Source organism: Bradyrhizobium sp. BRP20 (genome assembly GCF_020194215.1).
Lineage (GTDB): Bacteria > Pseudomonadota > Alphaproteobacteria > Rhizobiales > Xanthobacteraceae > Bradyrhizobium > Bradyrhizobium yuanmingense.
On record NZ_JADYVY010000009.1, the window covers coordinates 306,158 to 322,089 of the forward strand.

The 15,932-nt window shown below is 64.7% G+C and carries 17 protein-coding genes and 1 tRNA gene; 14 read left to right on the forward strand and 4 right to left on the reverse strand.

Annotated features, from left to right (window positions below):
* The first annotated feature begins 73 nt into the window (after positions 1 to 73).
* From I6F33_RS22710 to I6F33_RS22740, 7 genes are all read left to right on the forward strand, one after another.
* A complete protein-coding gene (locus tag I6F33_RS22710; RefSeq protein WP_036024212.1) occupies positions 74 to 1,435 on the forward strand; it encodes a hydrolase in 1,362 nt (453 codons plus the stop codon).
* Between the two features lie 35 nt (positions 1,436 to 1,470).
* A complete protein-coding gene (locus I6F33_RS22715; RefSeq protein ID WP_036002897.1) occupies positions 1,471 to 2,841 on the forward strand; it encodes a cytochrome P450 in 1,371 nt (456 codons plus the stop codon).
* A 50-nt stretch (positions 2,842 to 2,891) separates the two neighbouring features.
* Complete coding sequence (locus I6F33_RS22720; RefSeq protein ID WP_225144198.1) at positions 2,892 to 4,301, forward strand: adenylate/guanylate cyclase domain-containing protein; 1,410 nt, start codon at positions 2,892 to 2,894, stop codon at positions 4,299 to 4,301.
* Positions 4,302 to 4,479: 178 nt separating this feature from the next.
* Positions 4,480 to 5,001, forward strand: a complete 522-nt coding sequence (locus I6F33_RS22725) for a TerB family tellurite resistance protein (RefSeq protein ID WP_036002890.1) — start codon at positions 4,480 to 4,482, stop codon at positions 4,999 to 5,001.
* Positions 5,002 to 5,189: 188 nt separating this feature from the next.
* On the forward strand, positions 5,190 to 5,969 hold the full coding sequence (locus I6F33_RS22730; protein ID WP_036002888.1) for an SDR family oxidoreductase: 780 nt from the start codon (positions 5,190 to 5,192) through the stop codon (positions 5,967 to 5,969).
* Between the two features lie 217 nt (positions 5,970 to 6,186).
* Positions 6,187 to 6,981: a glutamine amidotransferase gene (locus tag I6F33_RS22735; RefSeq protein ID WP_036002886.1), complete on the forward strand. Its 795-nt coding sequence runs from the start codon at positions 6,187 to 6,189 to the stop codon at positions 6,979 to 6,981.
* Positions 6,982 to 7,118: 137 nt separating this feature from the next.
* Entirely contained in the window at positions 7,119 to 7,931 is an 813-nt protein-coding gene (locus I6F33_RS22740; RefSeq protein ID WP_036002884.1) for an enoyl-CoA hydratase, read from the forward strand.
* 109 nt (positions 7,932 to 8,040) lie between these two features.
* Here I6F33_RS22740 and I6F33_RS22745 read toward each other — a convergent pair.
* A tRNA-Ala gene (locus I6F33_RS22745) sits at positions 8,041 to 8,116 on the reverse strand.
* A 204-nt stretch (positions 8,117 to 8,320) separates the two neighbouring features.
* Here I6F33_RS22745 and I6F33_RS22750 point away from each other — a divergent pair.
* Genes I6F33_RS22750 through folD form a run of 3 tightly spaced genes read left to right on the forward strand, consistent with a single transcriptional unit; the run spans position 8,321 to position 9,887 of the window.
* Positions 8,321 to 8,611, forward strand: coding sequence for a YggT family protein (locus tag I6F33_RS22750; RefSeq protein WP_036002872.1), 291 nt, complete (start codon positions 8,321 to 8,323; stop codon positions 8,609 to 8,611).
* A gap of 15 nt (positions 8,612 to 8,626) precedes the next feature.
* Complete coding sequence (locus tag I6F33_RS22755) at positions 8,627 to 8,992, forward strand: DUF167 domain-containing protein (RefSeq protein ID WP_051056859.1); 366 nt, start codon at positions 8,627 to 8,629, stop codon at positions 8,990 to 8,992.
* Between the two features lie 10 nt (positions 8,993 to 9,002).
* Positions 9,003 to 9,887, forward strand: coding sequence for a bifunctional methylenetetrahydrofolate dehydrogenase/methenyltetrahydrofolate cyclohydrolase FolD (gene folD, locus I6F33_RS22760; RefSeq protein ID WP_036002869.1), 885 nt, complete (start codon positions 9,003 to 9,005; stop codon positions 9,885 to 9,887).
* Between the two features lie 104 nt (positions 9,888 to 9,991).
* Here folD and ppa read toward each other — a convergent pair whose 3' ends face one another.
* Together ppa and I6F33_RS22770 are read right to left on the reverse strand one after the other, a co-directional pair.
* Positions 9,992 to 10,528, reverse strand: a complete 537-nt coding sequence (gene ppa, locus I6F33_RS22765) for an inorganic diphosphatase (RefSeq protein ID WP_036002867.1) — start codon at positions 10,526 to 10,528, stop codon at positions 9,992 to 9,994.
* Positions 10,529 to 10,707: 179 nt separating this feature from the next.
* Positions 10,708 to 11,217 carry a GNAT family N-acetyltransferase gene (locus I6F33_RS22770; protein ID WP_024338772.1) on the reverse strand — a complete coding sequence of 170 codons (510 nt, stop codon included), beginning with the start codon at positions 11,215 to 11,217 and terminating at the stop codon, positions 10,708 to 10,710.
* Between the two features lie 272 nt (positions 11,218 to 11,489).
* Here I6F33_RS22770 and I6F33_RS22775 point away from each other — a divergent pair, with 272 nt between their 5' ends.
* The 4 genes from I6F33_RS22775 to I6F33_RS22790 are packed head-to-tail and all read left to right on the forward strand — an operon-like array spanning position 11,490 to position 14,649.
* Entirely contained in the window at positions 11,490 to 12,389 is a 900-nt protein-coding gene (locus tag I6F33_RS22775; protein WP_036002862.1) for a S9 family peptidase, read from the forward strand.
* A complete protein-coding gene (locus I6F33_RS22780) occupies positions 12,386 to 12,853 on the forward strand; it encodes a DUF2269 domain-containing protein (protein ID WP_036002858.1) in 468 nt (155 codons plus the stop codon). The genes I6F33_RS22775 and I6F33_RS22780 overlap by 4 nt, the downstream gene beginning before the upstream one ends.
* 8 nt (positions 12,854 to 12,861) lie before the next feature.
* On the forward strand, positions 12,862 to 14,181 hold the full coding sequence (locus tag I6F33_RS22785; RefSeq protein ID WP_225144199.1) for an SDR family oxidoreductase: 1,320 nt from the start codon (positions 12,862 to 12,864) through the stop codon (positions 14,179 to 14,181).
* Between the two features lie 60 nt (positions 14,182 to 14,241).
* Complete coding sequence (locus I6F33_RS22790) at positions 14,242 to 14,649, forward strand: thiol-disulfide oxidoreductase DCC family protein (RefSeq protein WP_036024199.1); 408 nt, start codon at positions 14,242 to 14,244, stop codon at positions 14,647 to 14,649.
* 22 nt (positions 14,650 to 14,671) lie between these two features.
* On the opposite strand, the gene I6F33_RS22795 is transcribed toward I6F33_RS22790, so the two are convergent.
* Complete coding sequence (locus I6F33_RS22795; RefSeq protein ID WP_109142007.1) at positions 14,672 to 15,916, reverse strand: NAD(P)/FAD-dependent oxidoreductase; 1,245 nt, start codon at positions 15,914 to 15,916, stop codon at positions 14,672 to 14,674.
* Positions 15,917 to 15,932: the final 16 nt, after the last annotated feature.

Consider the following 15,932-nt stretch of genomic DNA (forward strand, 5'->3'; position numbering starts at 1 on the left):
GAAAGTCGTTCGCTGTCCAGTGCTTAGGCCGGTATAAGCAGTGCAAAGAGCTAGGTTTGCCGGGGAGGAACAGATGAAGCTGTCGCGACGGACGATCTTGCAAGGGGCTGCGAGCGTGCCTTTCGCACTTGCGAGCTTGCGGACGGGCGCGCTGGCGCAGACCGCGCCCGCCACGGAGCTGCCGCCGATTCTGTTCGTCCACGGCAATGGCGATTACGGCGCGCTCTGGATGACGACGCTTTGGCGGATGGAGTCCAACGGTATCGCGCGCGATCGCATGATGGCGATCAATTTCACCGACCCGCTGGCGCGCAACGACGACAAGGTCGAGCAGGCGGGTCGCTCCTCGACCGAGGATCAGCGCCTCGAGCTCGCTGCCGCCATCACCGAGCTGAAGCGCCGCACCGGCGCAGCCCGCGTGGCGCTGGTCGGCAGCTCGCGCGGCGGCTACGCGATCCGTAACGTCATCAAGAACGGCGGCGCCGGTGATGTCAGCCATGCGGTGCTGTGCGGTACGCCCAATCACGGTGTGTTCGCGACCGACGACCAGCCCAACAACGAATTCAACGGCCGCGGCACGTTCCTGCGCAGCTTGAACGAAGGCGAGAGCGAGGTGACGCCGGGCGTTGCCTTCCTCACGCTGCGCAGCGATGGCATGGACAAATTTGCGCAGAGCGACGGCCGATTCATCGGCAAGCCCGGCACGCCGACCAATGTCACCGCCCAAGGGCCGGAGCTGAAGGGCGCCACCAATATGGTGCTTGGCGCGCTCGACCATCGCGAGGTGGCGTTTCACCCGCGCGCGTTCCGCGAGATTTACAAGTTCATCGCGGGGCGCGAACCTGCGCGCATCGCGATCGTGCCGGAGACCAGCGTGAGATTGAGCGGCCTCGTCACGGGTACGCCCGGCGGCGTGCCGACCAATCGTCCGGTCGCGGGTGCAATCGTCGATGTCTTCCGTGTCGATCCTGATACCGGGGAGCGCAAAGACGGTGCGCTGTACAGCTCGACAACAGGCTCAGATGGCCGTTGGGGGCCGGCGCAGGTCGATCCCGCCTGGTCGCTCGAATTCGTGCTGACCTCGCCGGATGCGCCGACGACGCACATCTACCGCTCGCCCTTCCCGCGCTCGTCCGAGGTTGTGCATCTGCGGCCCGCGCGGCCGCTCGGGCCGGCCGACAAGGCCGCCGGCGCCGTCGTGATCATGTCGCGCCCGCGCGGCTATTTCGGCCTGCCGCGCGACGTGGTGCTGCTCGACGGCAAGGAGCCGGCCGACGTCAAGCCGGGCGTGCCCACGGATGCGGCAGCCACCCTGCGGCTTCCCGCCACCGAGGTTGGCCGTAACATCGTGGCCCAATTCGGCGAAGAACGGATTGTGGCACGCGCCTGGGCTGCGTCCGAGAACCGGATTGCCATCGCCGAGCTGACTTACTAGCTATTTACCTGCGTCCCACCTTGCGGGAGAGAGCCATGAATATCGCCAGCGTGCGTCGGCCCATCACCCCTCCGGCTCCTCCGCGAGCGCCCGACGATATGTCGTTCTTCGGCCGGCTCGCGGTCATCAGGCAGAATATGATCGCGACCTGGGGTCAACGCGCCTACGAGGAAGAGGTCATTTCTGGCCGCTTCTTCTTCCGCAATAGCTTCATCCTGAACCAGCCGGACGCGATCCGGCACGTGCTGCTCAGCAATTACGAGAACTACACGCGCACGCCGGCCGGCATCCGCATGCTGCGCCCCGTTCTCGGCGACGGCCTTCTGATTGCGGAAGGTCATTCCTGGACGTTTCAGCGCCGCACGCTCGCCCCGGCCTTCACGCCGCGCGCGACCGCAAACCTCGTTCCGCACATGACGGCCGTGCTCGACGAAACCATCGCCAAGCTGGACGCGCAAACCGGTGAGCCGGTCGACCTGCGCGCGATCATGCAGCGCATGACGCTTGAGATCGCCGGTCGCACGATGTTCTCGTTCGGCATGGACCAGCACGGCGCAACCCTGCGCAACTTCATCATGGAATATGCCGCGCGGTTGGGGCGTCCGTACTTCCTCGACATGGTGCTGCCGGTGTCCTGGCCGAGCCCGATGGATTTTGCCCGCGCCCGTTTCCGCAAGCGCTGGACCGAGTTCGTGGCCATGCTGATCGCCGAGCGGCGTAAGGCGGGCAAGAAGGACGGTGCGCCGCCGCGCGATTTGTTCGATCTCATGGACGAGGCACGCGATCCCGAGACGGGCCAGGGCTTCTCCGACGAGCAGCTGGTCGACGAGGTCGCGACCATGATCCTCGCCGGTCATGAGACCACGGCGACGGCGCTGTTCTGGGCGCTCTACCTGCTCGCGCTCGATCCCGATACGCAGGAGGAGGTGGCGTCCGAGACCCGCGGCGAGCATCTCGACAGCATGGCCGACATCGATCGCCAGAAATTCACCCGCGCGGTGATCGACGAAACCATGCGGCTCTATCCGCCGGCCTTCCTGGTCGCGCGTGCCGCGCGCGATAGGGACAATGCGGCGGGCGTCGAGATCGGCAAGGGCGACATCATCATGATCGCGCCCTGGCTCTTGCACCGGCACGAGAAGCTGTGGGATCAGCCGAACGCATTCATTCCAAAGCGCTTCATGTCGCAGGAGGCGCCGGACCGTTTTGCCTACCTGCCATTCGGCGCAGGTCCGCGCGTCTGCATCGGCGCACCGTTTGCCCAAGCCGAATCCGTGCTGGCGCTGGCGCGGCTGATCGGAGCGTACCGAATCGAGCTTGCCGACCCCGCGACCCCCGTAATTCCGCTCGGCGTCGTCACCACCCAGCCGGACCATTCACCCCTGTTCCGCATCACGCGTCGGTGACAGGCTCGCGTCTGGCCGCTGGCGTGACCCAGCCTACATAGAGTTCCGCCATGAGCGACATCCAGGCCCAGTTCTCCGTTCTGAAGCAGACCGCCGATTCCGTTGTGGTGGAGGCCATCGCGCAGCTGATCGCCAACGGTCATGATCGCGATCTCAACCGGATCAATGCGCTGGATTTTGCCGACCGGACCGGGCTCGACCAGGAGAAGGTCATTTCCGGCTTCCTGCACGCCTCGCGGCTCGGCCTGTTCGACATGAGCTGGAACGTGCTGTGTCCCGGCTGCGGAGGTGTGCTGGGCGCCCACGCCACACTGAAGTCGTTGAAGCACGACGACTACAATTGCGCGCTCTGCGCCGCCGGATACGAGGCCTCCGTCGACGAGATGGTCGAAGTGGCCTTCACCGTCAGCCCGCGGGTCCGCCGCATCGGTGCTCATGATCCCGACACGTTGCCGATCTGGGAGTATGTGCGGCAGATGTTCTGGAGCTCAGGCGTCGACATCAACGACGAATCCTTTTCCCGCCTGATCAACCAGGTAACGCTCGAAGCCCTCGAATTGCCCGCCGGCGAGAAGGCGATCCTCTCACTCAATCTGCCGAGCCAGTTCATCATCGTGTTCGAGCCGGTCACCCATTCCGCCCATTTCCTGGACGTTCAGGGTGAGCCGACCAGCGAGCGTCAGCAGCTGTCGATCATGTTCAACAAGCTGGAGGCGCCGACGGGGACCACCGTGATGCGCCCCGGACCGTTGCGTCTCATGCTCGAGAACCAATCGGACAGTCGCGTATTGCCCTCGGTCTGGATTGCCGACCACGCGTTGCACGAGATGATCGGCAAGCGCAAGCCGATCCTGACCGCCAAGCGCATGCTGTCCAACCAGACGTTCCGCGACGTCTTCAAGGCCGACAACCTCAATGTCGACCAGCGACTGAAGATCACGTCCCTGACGTTCCTGTTCACCGACCTGAAGGGTTCGACGGCGCTGTATGAGCGGGTCGGCGACCTCAATGCCTTCGATCTCGTGCGGGCGCATTTTCGCGCGCTGCTGGAGATCATCGCCGCCGAGAAGGGTGCGGTCGTGAAGACGATCGGCGATGCCGTGATGGCGACCTTCGTCAGGCCCGAGCACGCCATCACCGCGGGACTGCGCATGCGCGCCGCGATGGTCGAATTGAACAAGCAGCGCGGCGCCAACGACCTCATTCTCAAGATCGGGATCCACGAAGGCCCCTGCCTCGCAGTCATGCTCAACGAGCGGCAGGATTATTTCGGCCAGACCGTCAACATCGCCGCCCGCGTGCAGAGCCTGTCGACCGCGCAGGAGATCCACATCACCGGCCCGGTGCTGGACGCTCCCGCAGTCGCCGAGGTGCTCGAGCAGCGCGCCATCAAGCCGATCCAGAAGCAGGCCGCGCTCCGTGGCATCGCCGACAAGATGGTGGTGTACGAGATACCGTGAGGCACCATTCGTCATTCCGGGTTCGATGCTGGGGCATCGCCCCGGAATGACGGTGAACAGATTGCCGAAACGTAATACGCGCGCGGAACTGACGCACGTTGCGCCGGTTGGGTTTCTTGCTCATATAATGCTGGTAACGGCCGCGCTCCTTGCGGCGTCATCAATCTCGGTAGGACCTATGCTCGACGGCTTGCGCCAATTCATCGCCGACATTGTCGGTCCCCAAGCCCAGGACCGCGCATTTGGCGACAGCGATTACCGGCTGGCCGCGACCGCGCTGCTGGTCCATGTGGTCTCGCTGGACGGCCAGCCGAGCGCGGCCGAGCAGCGCAAGCTGCACAGCCTGATCGAAAGCCATTTCGGGCTCGACCGCGGCACCGCTGACCGTCTCATCGCCGACGCCACCCAGGTCGAAGGCGAGGCCGTCGACCTCTATCACTTCACCAGCGTCATCATGCGCTCGCTCGACGAAGCGGGTCGCAAGCGGATCGTGCAGATGATGTGGGAGCTGGTCTATGCCGACGGAGAGGTCAGCGAGTTCGAGGACAATGTGGTCTGGCGCGCGTCCGACCTGCTCGGCATCTCCCAGCGTGACCGGATCGAGCTGAAGCACGCCATTGCGGAGCGTGCCGGTGGCCAGGTCAAGGATCGCGCCGTCGGACCGGTCCCCGGCGGATTGCCTGGCCTGCGAGCCACATGACGAAACTTTAATATAAGCCCGGCGGTCCCCCGCTTCTGCGGATTCGACTGCAAATACCCGTCTTTCCTGCTTCCACTGTCGCTCTCACAAGCAGCCATGCTGCCAGCGCCGCTTGCCTGGCGCGCACGGCTTATGCTCTCGTTCTGGTATTGCCGGGACCACAGACTTCAACTCAAGAGACTTCGATCGTGACTGAGCGGGTAACGTTGATCACCGGTGCCTCGGCGGGCATCGGGATGGAGCTGGCGCGTGTGTTTGCCGCCAATGGACATCGCCTCGCATTGACGGCGAGACGGGTGGATCGGCTCGAAGCGCTCGCGAACGAGATCGCCGCCAAGGGTGGCAAGAAGCCGATCGTGATCGCCTGCGATCTCGAGGACCCGCATGCCGGTGAGAGGATCGCCGCGACACTTGCCGCCGAAGGCGTCGAGCTCGATCATCTCGTCAACAATGCCGGCTTCGGCGTATTCGGCGATGCCATCGAGCGCGATCGCGTCGCGCAGCTCGGTATCGTCGATGTCAACGTCCGCGCCCTGACGGATCTGTCGCTGCGCTTCGCCGATCAGCTCATCCGGAACAAGGGCGGTCTTCTCAATGTCGGCTCGGTTGCAGGCTTCCTGCCCGGCCCCGGCATGGCCGTGTACTACGCATCCAAGGCCTATGTGATTTCCTTCACCGAAGCATTGCGGGCGGAGCTCGCTCCCCGCGGCGTCCGTGTCACCGTGCTTTGCCCGGGCCCGGTCCCCACGGAATTCCAGGCCCGCGCCGGCGTCGGCTCGCAACATGACACGGCCTTTCTCAACGTCTCAGCTGCCGAGGTTGCGCGGGAGGCGTATCGCGCTCTGATGGCCAACAAACGGGCAGTGCTGCCCGGCCTCGGCAACAAGATTGTGCCGTTCGCGCTGCGCTTCTTCCCACGCGGCTTCATCCTGGCGGCCACTAGCCGGTTCCAGCGGCAGCGGCGCTAAAACGCGATGAATCGTCATCGCGCTTTAGCTCTTTGTTTGAGCATGATCATTTCGGAAAACCGCTTCACACTTTTCCGGATCATGCTGAACGCCGCCGCCCGCGTCCGTAGTGGCCCGGAGCTTGCTTCCAGACGTGCGCGTGTGTGCGCAAACTCACACGATGTTAACCATCGCTTAGCTATGCTGGCGGTCTGAACCGATAGCACTCGCAGAGGCCATGTCGTTCCGGACGGACAGGTTTGGTGGCGCAGAGGTGGTCGCCTTCCCACAGAGGGCGGCGAGCGTCGCCGCCGCTGAAACCCGGCTGCCGGTTCTGATCGTCCTGCATCAAGAATGCTCGACACCCGGCCGCGTCGGCAATGCGTTGCGCGCGCTCGGCCACCGCCTCGACATCCGCCGTCCTCGCTTCGGCGATCCCCTGCCCGAGACGCTCGATCAGCATGCCGGGGCCGTGATCTTCGGCGGGCCGATGAGCGCCAATGATTCCGACGACTACATTCGCCGTGAGATCGACTGGATCGAAATTCCGCTCCGCGAGCAGCGCCCGTTGCTCGGCATCTGCCTGGGGGCGCAGATGCTGGCGATGCAGCTCGGGGCCCGTGTCGCGCCGCATGCGCAGGCGCTGACGCAGATCGGGTACTACCCGATCAGGCCGACCGCCTCGGGCCGCGCGCTCTGCCCGCACTGGCCGGCGCAGGTCTATCACTGGCATCGCGAGGGCTTTGAGCTGCCTGAAGGCGCCGACTTGCTCGCCGAAGGCGATGATTTCCCGGTGCAGGCGTTCCGCACGGGCAATGCTTTCGGCGTGCAGTTCCACCCCGATGTGACCTATGCGATGATGTGCCGCTGGACCACGCGCGGTTACGACGGCTTCAGCGCGCCCGGTGCACGGCAGCGGCATCATCATTTCGCGGATCGCGCCGTCTACGATGTCGCCGAACGCGCCTGGCTCGATCATTTCCTCGACGGCTGGTTGGAGCGCCGGCCGATGCTGGCGCAAGCCGCCGAGTGATCGCGGCTTCGCGCAAGTCCTTGGCGCAAGTCCTTGGCGCAGGTCCTTGGCGCAAGTCCTTCTCCCATCCCGGGGTATGCTAGGCTCGCTTCTAACGAGCGCGTGCGAACGCGTGCCGGCAAACAAGGGAGAGCGTCATGGCCTACGAACACATTCTCTATGAGGTGAGCGATAAGATCGCGACCATCACGCTCAACCGCCCCGATCGCATGAATGCATGGACGCCGGTCATGGAGCGCGACGTGCGCAACGCGATGGAGGCATCGAGCGCCGACGACAATGTCCGCGTCATCGTCCTCACCGGCGCGGGCCGCGCCTTCTGCGCCGGCGCCGACATGGATGCGCTGAAGGGCCTCGATCCCAACGACGTCAGGCGCGCCTCGAACCTGCCGCCGTTCGACATGAATCGCCGGCCGGACTGGCAGACGCGGTACGGCTATTATCCTTCCATCAAGAAGCCTGTGATCGCCATGCTGAACGGCGCGACGGCAGGCATTGGACTGGTGCATGCACTCTATTGCGACCTTCGCTTTGCCGCCGACAACACCGTGTTCACCACCGCCTTCGCGCGGCGCGGCCTGATCGCCGAGCACGGCATCAGCTGGATGCTGCCGCGCATCGTCGGCCACGCCAATGCGCTGGATCTGCTGCTCTCGGCGCGGCGCGTGTCGAGCGAGGAGGCACTGCGGATCGGGCTGGTCAACCGGCTCTGTCCGCCGGAGAAGCTGCGTGAAGAGACGTATACTTACGCGCGCGATCTCGCCGATTTCGTCTCGCCGAGCGCGATGGCCGTGATCAAGCGCCAGCTCTACGAGGTGCCGTTCCAGACGCTGGCCGAGGCGACGATCGAGGCCAACAGGGAGATGATGGTGGCGCTGAACGGGAGTGATTTCAGGGAGGGCGTGGCGAGCTTCATGGAGAAGCGGCCGCCAAGGTTTACGGGGAGGTAGGGGAATTCGCCAAGCCAGTCCGTCTTCGCCCTGCGGGCTTCGCCGGACACCACGCTTCACTCTTCGGGCTCCGCGCGGCTGCGCCACGCGTAGCCCGAAGGGCGAAGCGTGGTGGAGCCAGGCGGGATCGAACCGCCGACCTCGTCATTGCGAACGACGCGCTCTCCCAGCTGAGCTATGGCCCCTTTGCTGGCCGCTCTGGTGAACGCGGCCGACAACCGGGCGCCATTTAAGTCCCCGCCAAGGTCAAGTCAAGGACGGGCGTAACCCGGTTTTAGCTCTCAGGGTGCCGACTTCCCTTGTTTGGGCCTGACGGAACCGATATCTAGCAAACGGGGCGTCAATCCCGACCGAGCCAGAGTTTCCAAAAGCCAGAGGCCTCATAAGCCATGCGTGCCGTTCTCGACATCGTCATCATCGTGCTCGACCTCTACGTCTGGCTGCTGATCGCCTCCGCGATCCTGTCCTGGCTGATCGCCTTCAACGTGGTGAACACCCGTAACCAGTTCGTGTCGGCGGTGGCGGAGTTCCTCTACCGGATCACCGAGCCTCTGCTGGCGCCGATTCGCAATTTCCTGCCCAGCCTCGGCGGTCTCGACATCTCGCCGATCATCCTGATCCTGATCATCATGTTCATCGAGCGGGTGATCCTGTACTACATCTACCCGAACGTGGTCTAAGCGGGCGGGAGCGCCTTGGTTGCCAACAAGGAGCCTTGTTGTCAGGAGCCTTGCCCTAAGGACCCTTGGCGCTACTCGGCCGCAGGAATCAGCATCGCGCTGCGGGTGACGCCGCGCGGCGGCCGCGACGACATCGACGGGATCGAGCAGCTTTCGGATGGCCGCAGCGTGCTCAAGGTGCGGGTGCGCGCCATTGCCGATGGCGGCGAGGCCAACAAGGCCGTGCTGGCGCTGCTGGCGAAATCGCTCGGCGTGCCCAAGAGCAATGTAAAGCTGCTATCCGGAGCCACGTCGCGGCTGAAGCAGATCGCGGTCGACGGCGATCCGGCGCGTCTCGGCGAAACCCTGCGCCAGCTCACATCGGCCAAACCGACAGATTGAGAGAACGGACATGACCGCTGATATCATCGATGGAAAAGTCATTGCGGCGGAACTCCGTGGCCGCGTCGCCGAGGAGGTCGCCCGCGTCAAGCGCGAGCACAATCTGGTGCCAGGCCTTGCAGTGGTCCTGGTCGGCAACGACCCCGCCAGCGAAGTCTATGTCCGTTCAAAACACACCCAGACCCAGGCCGCGGGCATGGCCTCGTTCGAGCACAAGCTGCCGGCCGACGTCTCCCAGGCAGATCTGCTGGCGCTGGTCGCAAAGCTCAACCGGGATCCCGCCGTGCACGGCATTCTCGTGCAATTACCGTTGCCGAAGGGGCTGAACACCGAGGCCGTCATCAACGCCATCGACCCCGCCAAGGATGTCGACGGGCTGCATCCGAACAATGCCGGCCGGCTCGCCGGCGGCTTCGAGGCGCTGTCGCCCTGCACGCCGCTCGGCTGCATCATCCTGACCAAAAGCGTGCACGCCTCGCTCGAAGGCATGAACGCCATCGTCATCGGCCGCTCCAACCTGGTCGGCCGCCCGCTCGTGCAGTTGCTGCTGAACGAGAACGCCACGGTGACGATCGCGCATTCGCGCTCGCGCGACCTGCCTGGCCTCGTGAAGAAAGCGGATCTTGTCTATGCGGCGGTGGGCCGGCCAGAGATGGTGCGCGGCGACTGGCTGAAGCCGGGTGCGACCGTGATCGATGTGGGCATCAATCGCATCCCGAAGGAGGACGGCAAGACGCGCCTCGTCGGCGATGTCGCCTATCAGGAAGCGCTTGCCGTTGCCGGCGCGATCACGCCGGTGCCGGGCGGTGTCGGCCAGATGACGGTGGCGTGCCTGTTGGTGAACACGCTCCGCGCGGCCTGCGCGATCGCCGGCCTGCCGAAGCCGGCGGTGTAGTTGAGCGTCATTCCGAGGCGGCTCGCAGAGCCAAACCCGGAATCTCGCGCCCCGACCTCTGGATTCCGGGTTCGCTCTGACGCGCCCCGGAATGACCGTGCGGATCAGCCCTTCTTCTTCTTCTCGCGCTCGATGCCTTCTTGGATCAGCTGGTGCGCTTCCTCCGGGCCGCCCCAGCGCAGGATCTTCACCCACTTGCCCTTTTCGAGATCCTTGTAGTGCTCGAAGAAGTGCTGGATCTGCTGCAGCGTGATGTCAGGCAAATCGGAATACGACTTCACCTTGTCGTAGCGCTGCGTCAGCTTGGACGACGGCACCGCCAGGATCTTCTCGTCGCCGCCGGCTTCGTCCTCCATGAACAGCACCCCAACCGGGCGCACGCTCATGACGGCGCCGGGGATGATAGCGCGGGTGTTGATGATCAGCACGTCGCAGGGGTCACCGTCATCCGACAGCGTATGCGGGATGAAGCCGTAATTGCCGGGGTAACGCATCGGCGTGTAGAGGAAGCGGTCGACCACCAGCGTGCCGGCCTCCTTGTCCATCTCGTACTTGATCGGTTCGCCGCCCACGGGGACCTCGATGATGACATTGACGTCGTGGGGGACGTTCTTTCCGATCGAGACCGCATCGATACGCATTCAAGGCTCCGTTGTTGCCGAGGATAAATCGCGCCCGGCAGCGATTTTGGCGCTGTCATACGCGGGCTTGGCCCGCTGATCCATCGCGTTTTTGTGAAATAATGAATCCGGCGATCACCGGCGCAAGCGGCCTGCGGTATCGACGGATGGGAACGCTGCCCGGCTAGGGTTTCAGCAGCTCAATTGGTCCAAGCGAAGGCAACCTTGTCGAGCGCCTTCGGTCCGAAACGCTCCGACGAGCGCGCCACCATGCGACCACCCAGGGCGCGGTAGAACTCGGTAGCGGGATCGTTGTCCGAGAGCGCCCACACCACCATGCTCTTCAGCCCGCTCTGCATCAGGTCGCGGCGGGCGGCGGCAAACAGGCGGCGGCCGAAGCCGAGGCCCTGAAACTCGGGCCGCAGATAAAGCTCGTAGATCTCGCCGTCGAAATGCAGGCTGCGGGCCCGGTTGCGGCCGTAATTGGCATAGCCGGCGATCTTGTCACCGAACACCAGCACGCTGACACGGCTGCCCTTGCGGATCGCGCTGTCCCACCACTGCGGACCGCGGCGGTTGATCAGCTTCTCCAGCTCGGCGCCGGGAATGATGCCCTGATAGGCCGAACGCCAGGCTTCGTCATGGGTCGACGCCACCGCAGTTGCATCTGCGGCTTTGGCCGGCCGGACCTCGATCAGGGTTGTGCTCATGGACGCGATCAAACCAAGTCGCCGCGCCGGCGGCAAGACCTATCGTTAATTATCGGTTAACCTGTGGACTTTCTGCATCAGTATTTCAACCGAGTTGTGCCGAAAAAAGACAGGACGGCAACTCCGAGGGCACCTGCGTGCGTGCCGTCGGTGCAAAACTCCTGTTGCTTGCGGCAACGAAAGAACGGCAATGGGCACCGCAGAAAGTCCGCTCATTGTGATTCGTTCCTACTAGTGTGCCTGTCGCTGTTCTTGTTCGCCCTCGGCAATTCATGCGGCTCCTCAATACCATCGCGCTCCTGCCTCTGCTGGCCTTGCTGACCGCGCCGCCTCTGTGCGCAGAGGTCAGGTTCGGTCCATCGGGAGAGGAGGGCGAACCGTTTCGTCGGCAGGAATGGCGCGTGCCAACGCCGGATACCGATCTTGCTGCGCATGCCCTGCTGTTTCGCCCCTCGGGCCCAGGTCCGTTCCGGCTCGCGGTGATCGCACACGCCTCGACGCAGAACACGCTACGTCGGGTGCAAATGCCGCAGCCGGAATACCGCCCGCTCGCCGGCTATCTCGTCGCGCGCGGCTTTGCCGTGCTGGTGCCGGAGCGGCCAGGCCATGGTGCCACCGGCGGCCGCTACCTCGAGGATCAGGGCGGCTGCGGCGAGCCCGACTACACGCGCTCGGGCCGCGCAACGGCCGACGCAATCAAACTGGCGCTGGTCCAGCTGCAACAGCAGGATTTCATCCGCAAGGATGGCGCGATCGTGATCGGCCATTCCGCCGGCGGATGGGGTGCGCTGGCGCTCGCCGGTGCCGATCCGAAGGTGATCTCCGCCATCACCGTGTTTGCACCGGGACGCGGCGGCCATGCCAATGATGAACCGAACCGAATCTGCGCGCCGCACACCCTGCTCGCCGCCGCAGCGGAATTCGGCAAGACCGCGCGCATTCCCGTCACCTGGCTCGTTGCGCCCAATGACAGCTATTTCGCGCCGGCATTCTCGCAGAAACTCGTCGATGCGTTTCGCGGCACGGGCGGCAAGGCTGAGTTTCGCCCGCTGGCGGCCGTCGGCAGCGAAGGCCATTGGATGATCGAAACCGAAGCCGGCGTCAAAGCCGCCAGCGGCGAGCTCGCGCGGGCGCTGAACCCGCCCAAGCCTGTGGCGACCAAGAAGCCATGACGCTGTATTTCCTGGTCAAATTTGTACACGTCCTCGGAGCCATCGTCATTCTCGGCACCGGGACCGGCATCGCCTTCTTCATGCTGATGGCGCATCGCACGCAGGACCCGGAGTTCATCGCCCGCACCGCTTCGGTCGTGGTCATCGCGGATGCGATCTTCACGCTGTCGGCCGTGATCCTCCAGCCGGTCAGCGGCGGCGTGCTGATGATGCTGTCGGCGACCTCGATCACGGAGCGCTGGCTGCTGGCCTCACTCGCGCTCTACGCGATTGCCGGCTTGTTCTGGGTGCCGGTCGTGTTCATGCAGATCGAGATGCGCGACCTCGCGCGCAAGGCTGCTGCGCAGCGCAGTGCGCTCCCACAGCGCTATTTCGTGCTATTCCGCCGCTGGTTCGCGTTCGGCTTCCCCGGCTTCGGCGCGACGATGGCCATCCTGTGGCTGATGATCGCGAAACCGTTTTGAGAGAAGCGATGAGTGAGCGAACCGTTTTGGTGCTCGGCGCCTCCGGCCTGATCGGCCGCTTCGTCACCGACGATCTGCGCACGCGGGGCTTTCGCGTCGTCGGCGTGGCGCGGAGCCTGTCGCCGGCGCAGAGGATGAGCGCGCTGGACATCGAGCTGCCGATCCTCATCCTCGACACGGCCGCGCTGACGCGTCTCCTTAGCGAGCACGCGGTAGACGTCGTCGTGAACTGTCTCGGCGTGCTCCAGGATGGCCCCGGCAGCAACACGAGCGCGGTGCATCGCGATTTCGTCGCGCGACTGCTTCGGGCGATCGGCGGCAGCGGCCGCGCAATCCGGCTGGTGCACATCTCGATCCCCGGCTCCGCGGAGGCGGACCGCACCGCCTTCGCTACGACCAAACGCGAGGCCGAGCGCCTGATCGGGGCTAGCGGCATTCCTCATGCCATCCTGCGGCCCGGCTTCGTGGTCGCACCGTCAGCCTATGGAGGTAGCGCCATGCTCCGCGCGCTTGCAGCCTTTCCGATCGATTTGCCGGCCAAGGACATGGCAACGCCATTTCAGCCCGTGGCGATCGAGGATATTACGGCGACCATCGCCTGGCTCGCCGCGCGCGACATCGACGATGCCTCGTTGAGGGCGGTGAGCTGGGACCTGATGCAGGCCGAACCGATCACCATGGCCGGCGTCATCAAGCCGTTTCGCCATGCGTTCGGCACAGACGGCTGGCCGCGCATCGCGATGCCCCGCTTTGTGCTCGATCTCGGCGTGAAACTCGGCGATGTCGCCTGCTATCTCGGCTGGACGCCGCCGATGCGCTCGACCGCCATTGCCGAGCTGCGTCGCGGCGTGACTGGCGATCCGTCAGCGTGGAGCGCCGCGACGGGTATCGCGCCGAAGCATCTGGCTGAGGCGATCGGACGCCATCCTGCCAGCATCCAGGACAAATGGTTCGCGCGCCTGTTCCTGGTCAAGGCGCTGATTTTCGCAAGCCTGGTCGCGTTCTGGGTCGTCTCCGGTTTCATCGCCTTGTTCGTGTCCTACGGTGCCGCCGCCGGCATTTTGACCGCGCACAACTTTCCGCCCGCGCTGGTTGATCCCATCACCATCGGCACCAGCCTGATGGACATGAGCATCGGTGTCTTGATCGCCTTCCGCCGAACGGCTGCGATCGGCTTGGTCGCGGGTATTTTCGCTTCGCTCGGCTATATGCTGGGCGCGGCGATCCTGACGCCCGACCTCTGGATCGAGCCGCTTGGCGCGCTGGTGAAGACCGGGCCGGCGATCGTCTTGATGGTCGTCGCGCTCCTGATGCTGGATAACCGATAGCGTTTTCGAGCGAAGTGGATTCCGGTTCGCGTGAAGAAAACGCGTCAAAAAGAGAGTCTGATGCCCAAATGGCCTGAGGACGACGTCATTCTGTTCGACGGCGTCTGCATCTTCTGCTCACGCTGGGTCCGCTTCGTCGCCAAGCGCGACACGGCGAGGCAGTTTCGGTTCACGCCGATCCAGTCGGATTATGGCGCCCGGCTCGCGCGCACGTTCGGCATCGACCCCGATGATCCCGACACCAACGCGGTTGTCCACGGCGGCGAGGTGTTCATGAAGTCGGATGCTGTGCTGACGGTGCTGTCGCAACTCCCAGGCTGGCGCTGGGTGCGCGCATTATTCGTGTTGCCGAAGCCGCTGCGGGATGCGGTCTACAGCCTCGTCGCGCGCAACCGCTATCGCATCTTCGGAAAGTATGACGCCTGCTTCGTGCCAGATGCGGATTTGCGAGCGCGAGTGATCGAGTAGCCCGCAATGACGGAGCTTGCAGCTAAGGCTTGCCCAGAGCCGCCAGCACTTCCTTCGCCGCCCGCTCGCCGCTGTCCCGTGCACCATGCGCGGTCGTGAAGAAGGTCGGCGACGTCGCCTCGCCCGCGAAGAACAGACGTGCATCCACCGGCGCAGCCAGCACGGCACGGTCGCCGGCATGGCCGGGCAGCGCATGCGAATACGACCCCCGCGCAAAGGGATCGCGGGCCCAACGCGATTCATACAGCGGCTTCAGCTTGCGGCGGATATCGTTGCCGAGAAAACCCGCGATCTCGCTGATGGCTTGGGCGGCGATGGCACCGTCGCCGGCATCTTCCAGCGCGCGGGCAAAGCTGCCGCCGAAAAAGCCCTCGATGCAGGGCTGGCCGAACGGGCGGATGTGATAGGTGCCCATCTCCGTGCGCATGGTGGCGCCGCGTAGATTGCCTTCTGTCGGAAAGGTCTCGGCGTCATCGAGGGCCAGCGTCACCTTATCGTCGACGCCGAGCGGCAGGCCCGCCGCTGCGTTCACCTTTGCGGGGAGCGGCGGCGAGAAGCGGATGGCTTCTTCCGCGATGAGATTGGTCGGCACGGTGACGATCGCCTTGTCCGCGGTCAGCGCGCCCCGCGACGTCTCGATGTGGACGCGTTTGTCCGAATGATCGATCAGCGCGACATTGCAATTCAGCGCCACCGGGCAGGGCGCACCATAGGCCGCAATCAGCGCGCCATAGCCGCGGCGGACGCGCCAATTGAAGTTGGTGTCCTCATAGGCGTCCCAGTCCAGCGTCGACATATCCTTCAGCTCGCAGCCGTTGATATAGGTCGAGATCGCGTCGATCATCGGATTCCAGCGATTACCGGGCTCCAAATGCGAGCTCGCGGCCTCGTCCTTACCTGTTTGCGCCGCTTCCCACAGACGCTCATAGAACGCGTCCATTGCGCGCATGAAATCGTCGCGCTCGCTTTCCGGAAAGGCATTGCCGTAGGCCCGCTCGCGCCAGGGCGGCAGGTCCTTGTTGAGCTCGAAACCGAGCTGTCGCGCGATCGGCACGAAAGAGTTCTTGTCGGCCGAATGCAGCCAGCCGCAGCCGACGTCGAACGTCACCTCGGGTGAGGCCTGCACCGTCCAGGCCCGGCCGCCGAGCCGGTCACGTGCCTCCAGCACGATGACGGAGAGGCCACGGCCCGCCAGCGCGTGCGCCGCGCCGAGGCCGGCGGCACCAGCGCCGATGATCGCGACGTCGACGGAGGAGGGGAGGGACATGAAAAAGCGAATAGTG

What these genes read in the sequence shown, in the direction of transcription:
- I6F33_RS22780 (WP_036002858.1), top strand. Translation starts at nt 12,386, where the DNA reads ATGACGCTGTATTTCCTGGTCAAATTTGTACACGTCCTCGGAGCCATC.
- I6F33_RS22785 (WP_225144199.1), top strand. Translation starts at nt 12,862, where the DNA reads ATGAGTGAGCGAACCGTTTTGGTGCTCGGCGCCTCCGGCCTGATCGGC.
- I6F33_RS22715 (WP_036002897.1), top strand. Translation starts at nt 1,471, where the DNA reads ATGAATATCGCCAGCGTGCGTCGGCCCATCACCCCTCCGGCTCCTCCG.
- ppa (WP_036002867.1), bottom strand. Translation starts at nt 10,528, where the DNA reads ATGCGTATCGATGCGGTCTCGATCGGAAAGAACGTCCCCCACGACGTC.
- I6F33_RS22710 (WP_036024212.1), top strand. Translation starts at nt 74, where the DNA reads ATGAAGCTGTCGCGACGGACGATCTTGCAAGGGGCTGCGAGCGTGCCT.
- I6F33_RS22775 (WP_036002862.1), top strand. Translation starts at nt 11,490, where the DNA reads ATGCGGCTCCTCAATACCATCGCGCTCCTGCCTCTGCTGGCCTTGCTG.
- I6F33_RS22720 (WP_225144198.1), top strand. Translation starts at nt 2,892, where the DNA reads ATGAGCGACATCCAGGCCCAGTTCTCCGTTCTGAAGCAGACCGCCGAT.
- I6F33_RS22795 (WP_109142007.1), bottom strand. Translation starts at nt 15,916, where the DNA reads ATGTCCCTCCCCTCCTCCGTCGACGTCGCGATCATCGGCGCTGGTGCC.
- I6F33_RS22750 (WP_036002872.1), top strand. Translation starts at nt 8,321, where the DNA reads ATGCGTGCCGTTCTCGACATCGTCATCATCGTGCTCGACCTCTACGTC.
- I6F33_RS22790 (WP_036024199.1), top strand. Translation starts at nt 14,242, where the DNA reads ATGCCCAAATGGCCTGAGGACGACGTCATTCTGTTCGACGGCGTCTGC.
- I6F33_RS22770 (WP_024338772.1), bottom strand. Translation starts at nt 11,217, where the DNA reads ATGAGCACAACCCTGATCGAGGTCCGGCCGGCCAAAGCCGCAGATGCA.
- I6F33_RS22740 (WP_036002884.1), top strand. Translation starts at nt 7,119, where the DNA reads ATGGCCTACGAACACATTCTCTATGAGGTGAGCGATAAGATCGCGACC.
- I6F33_RS22725 (WP_036002890.1), top strand. Translation starts at nt 4,480, where the DNA reads ATGCTCGACGGCTTGCGCCAATTCATCGCCGACATTGTCGGTCCCCAA.
- I6F33_RS22735 (WP_036002886.1), top strand. Translation starts at nt 6,187, where the DNA reads ATGTCGTTCCGGACGGACAGGTTTGGTGGCGCAGAGGTGGTCGCCTTC.
- folD (WP_036002869.1), top strand. Translation starts at nt 9,003, where the DNA reads ATGACCGCTGATATCATCGATGGAAAAGTCATTGCGGCGGAACTCCGT.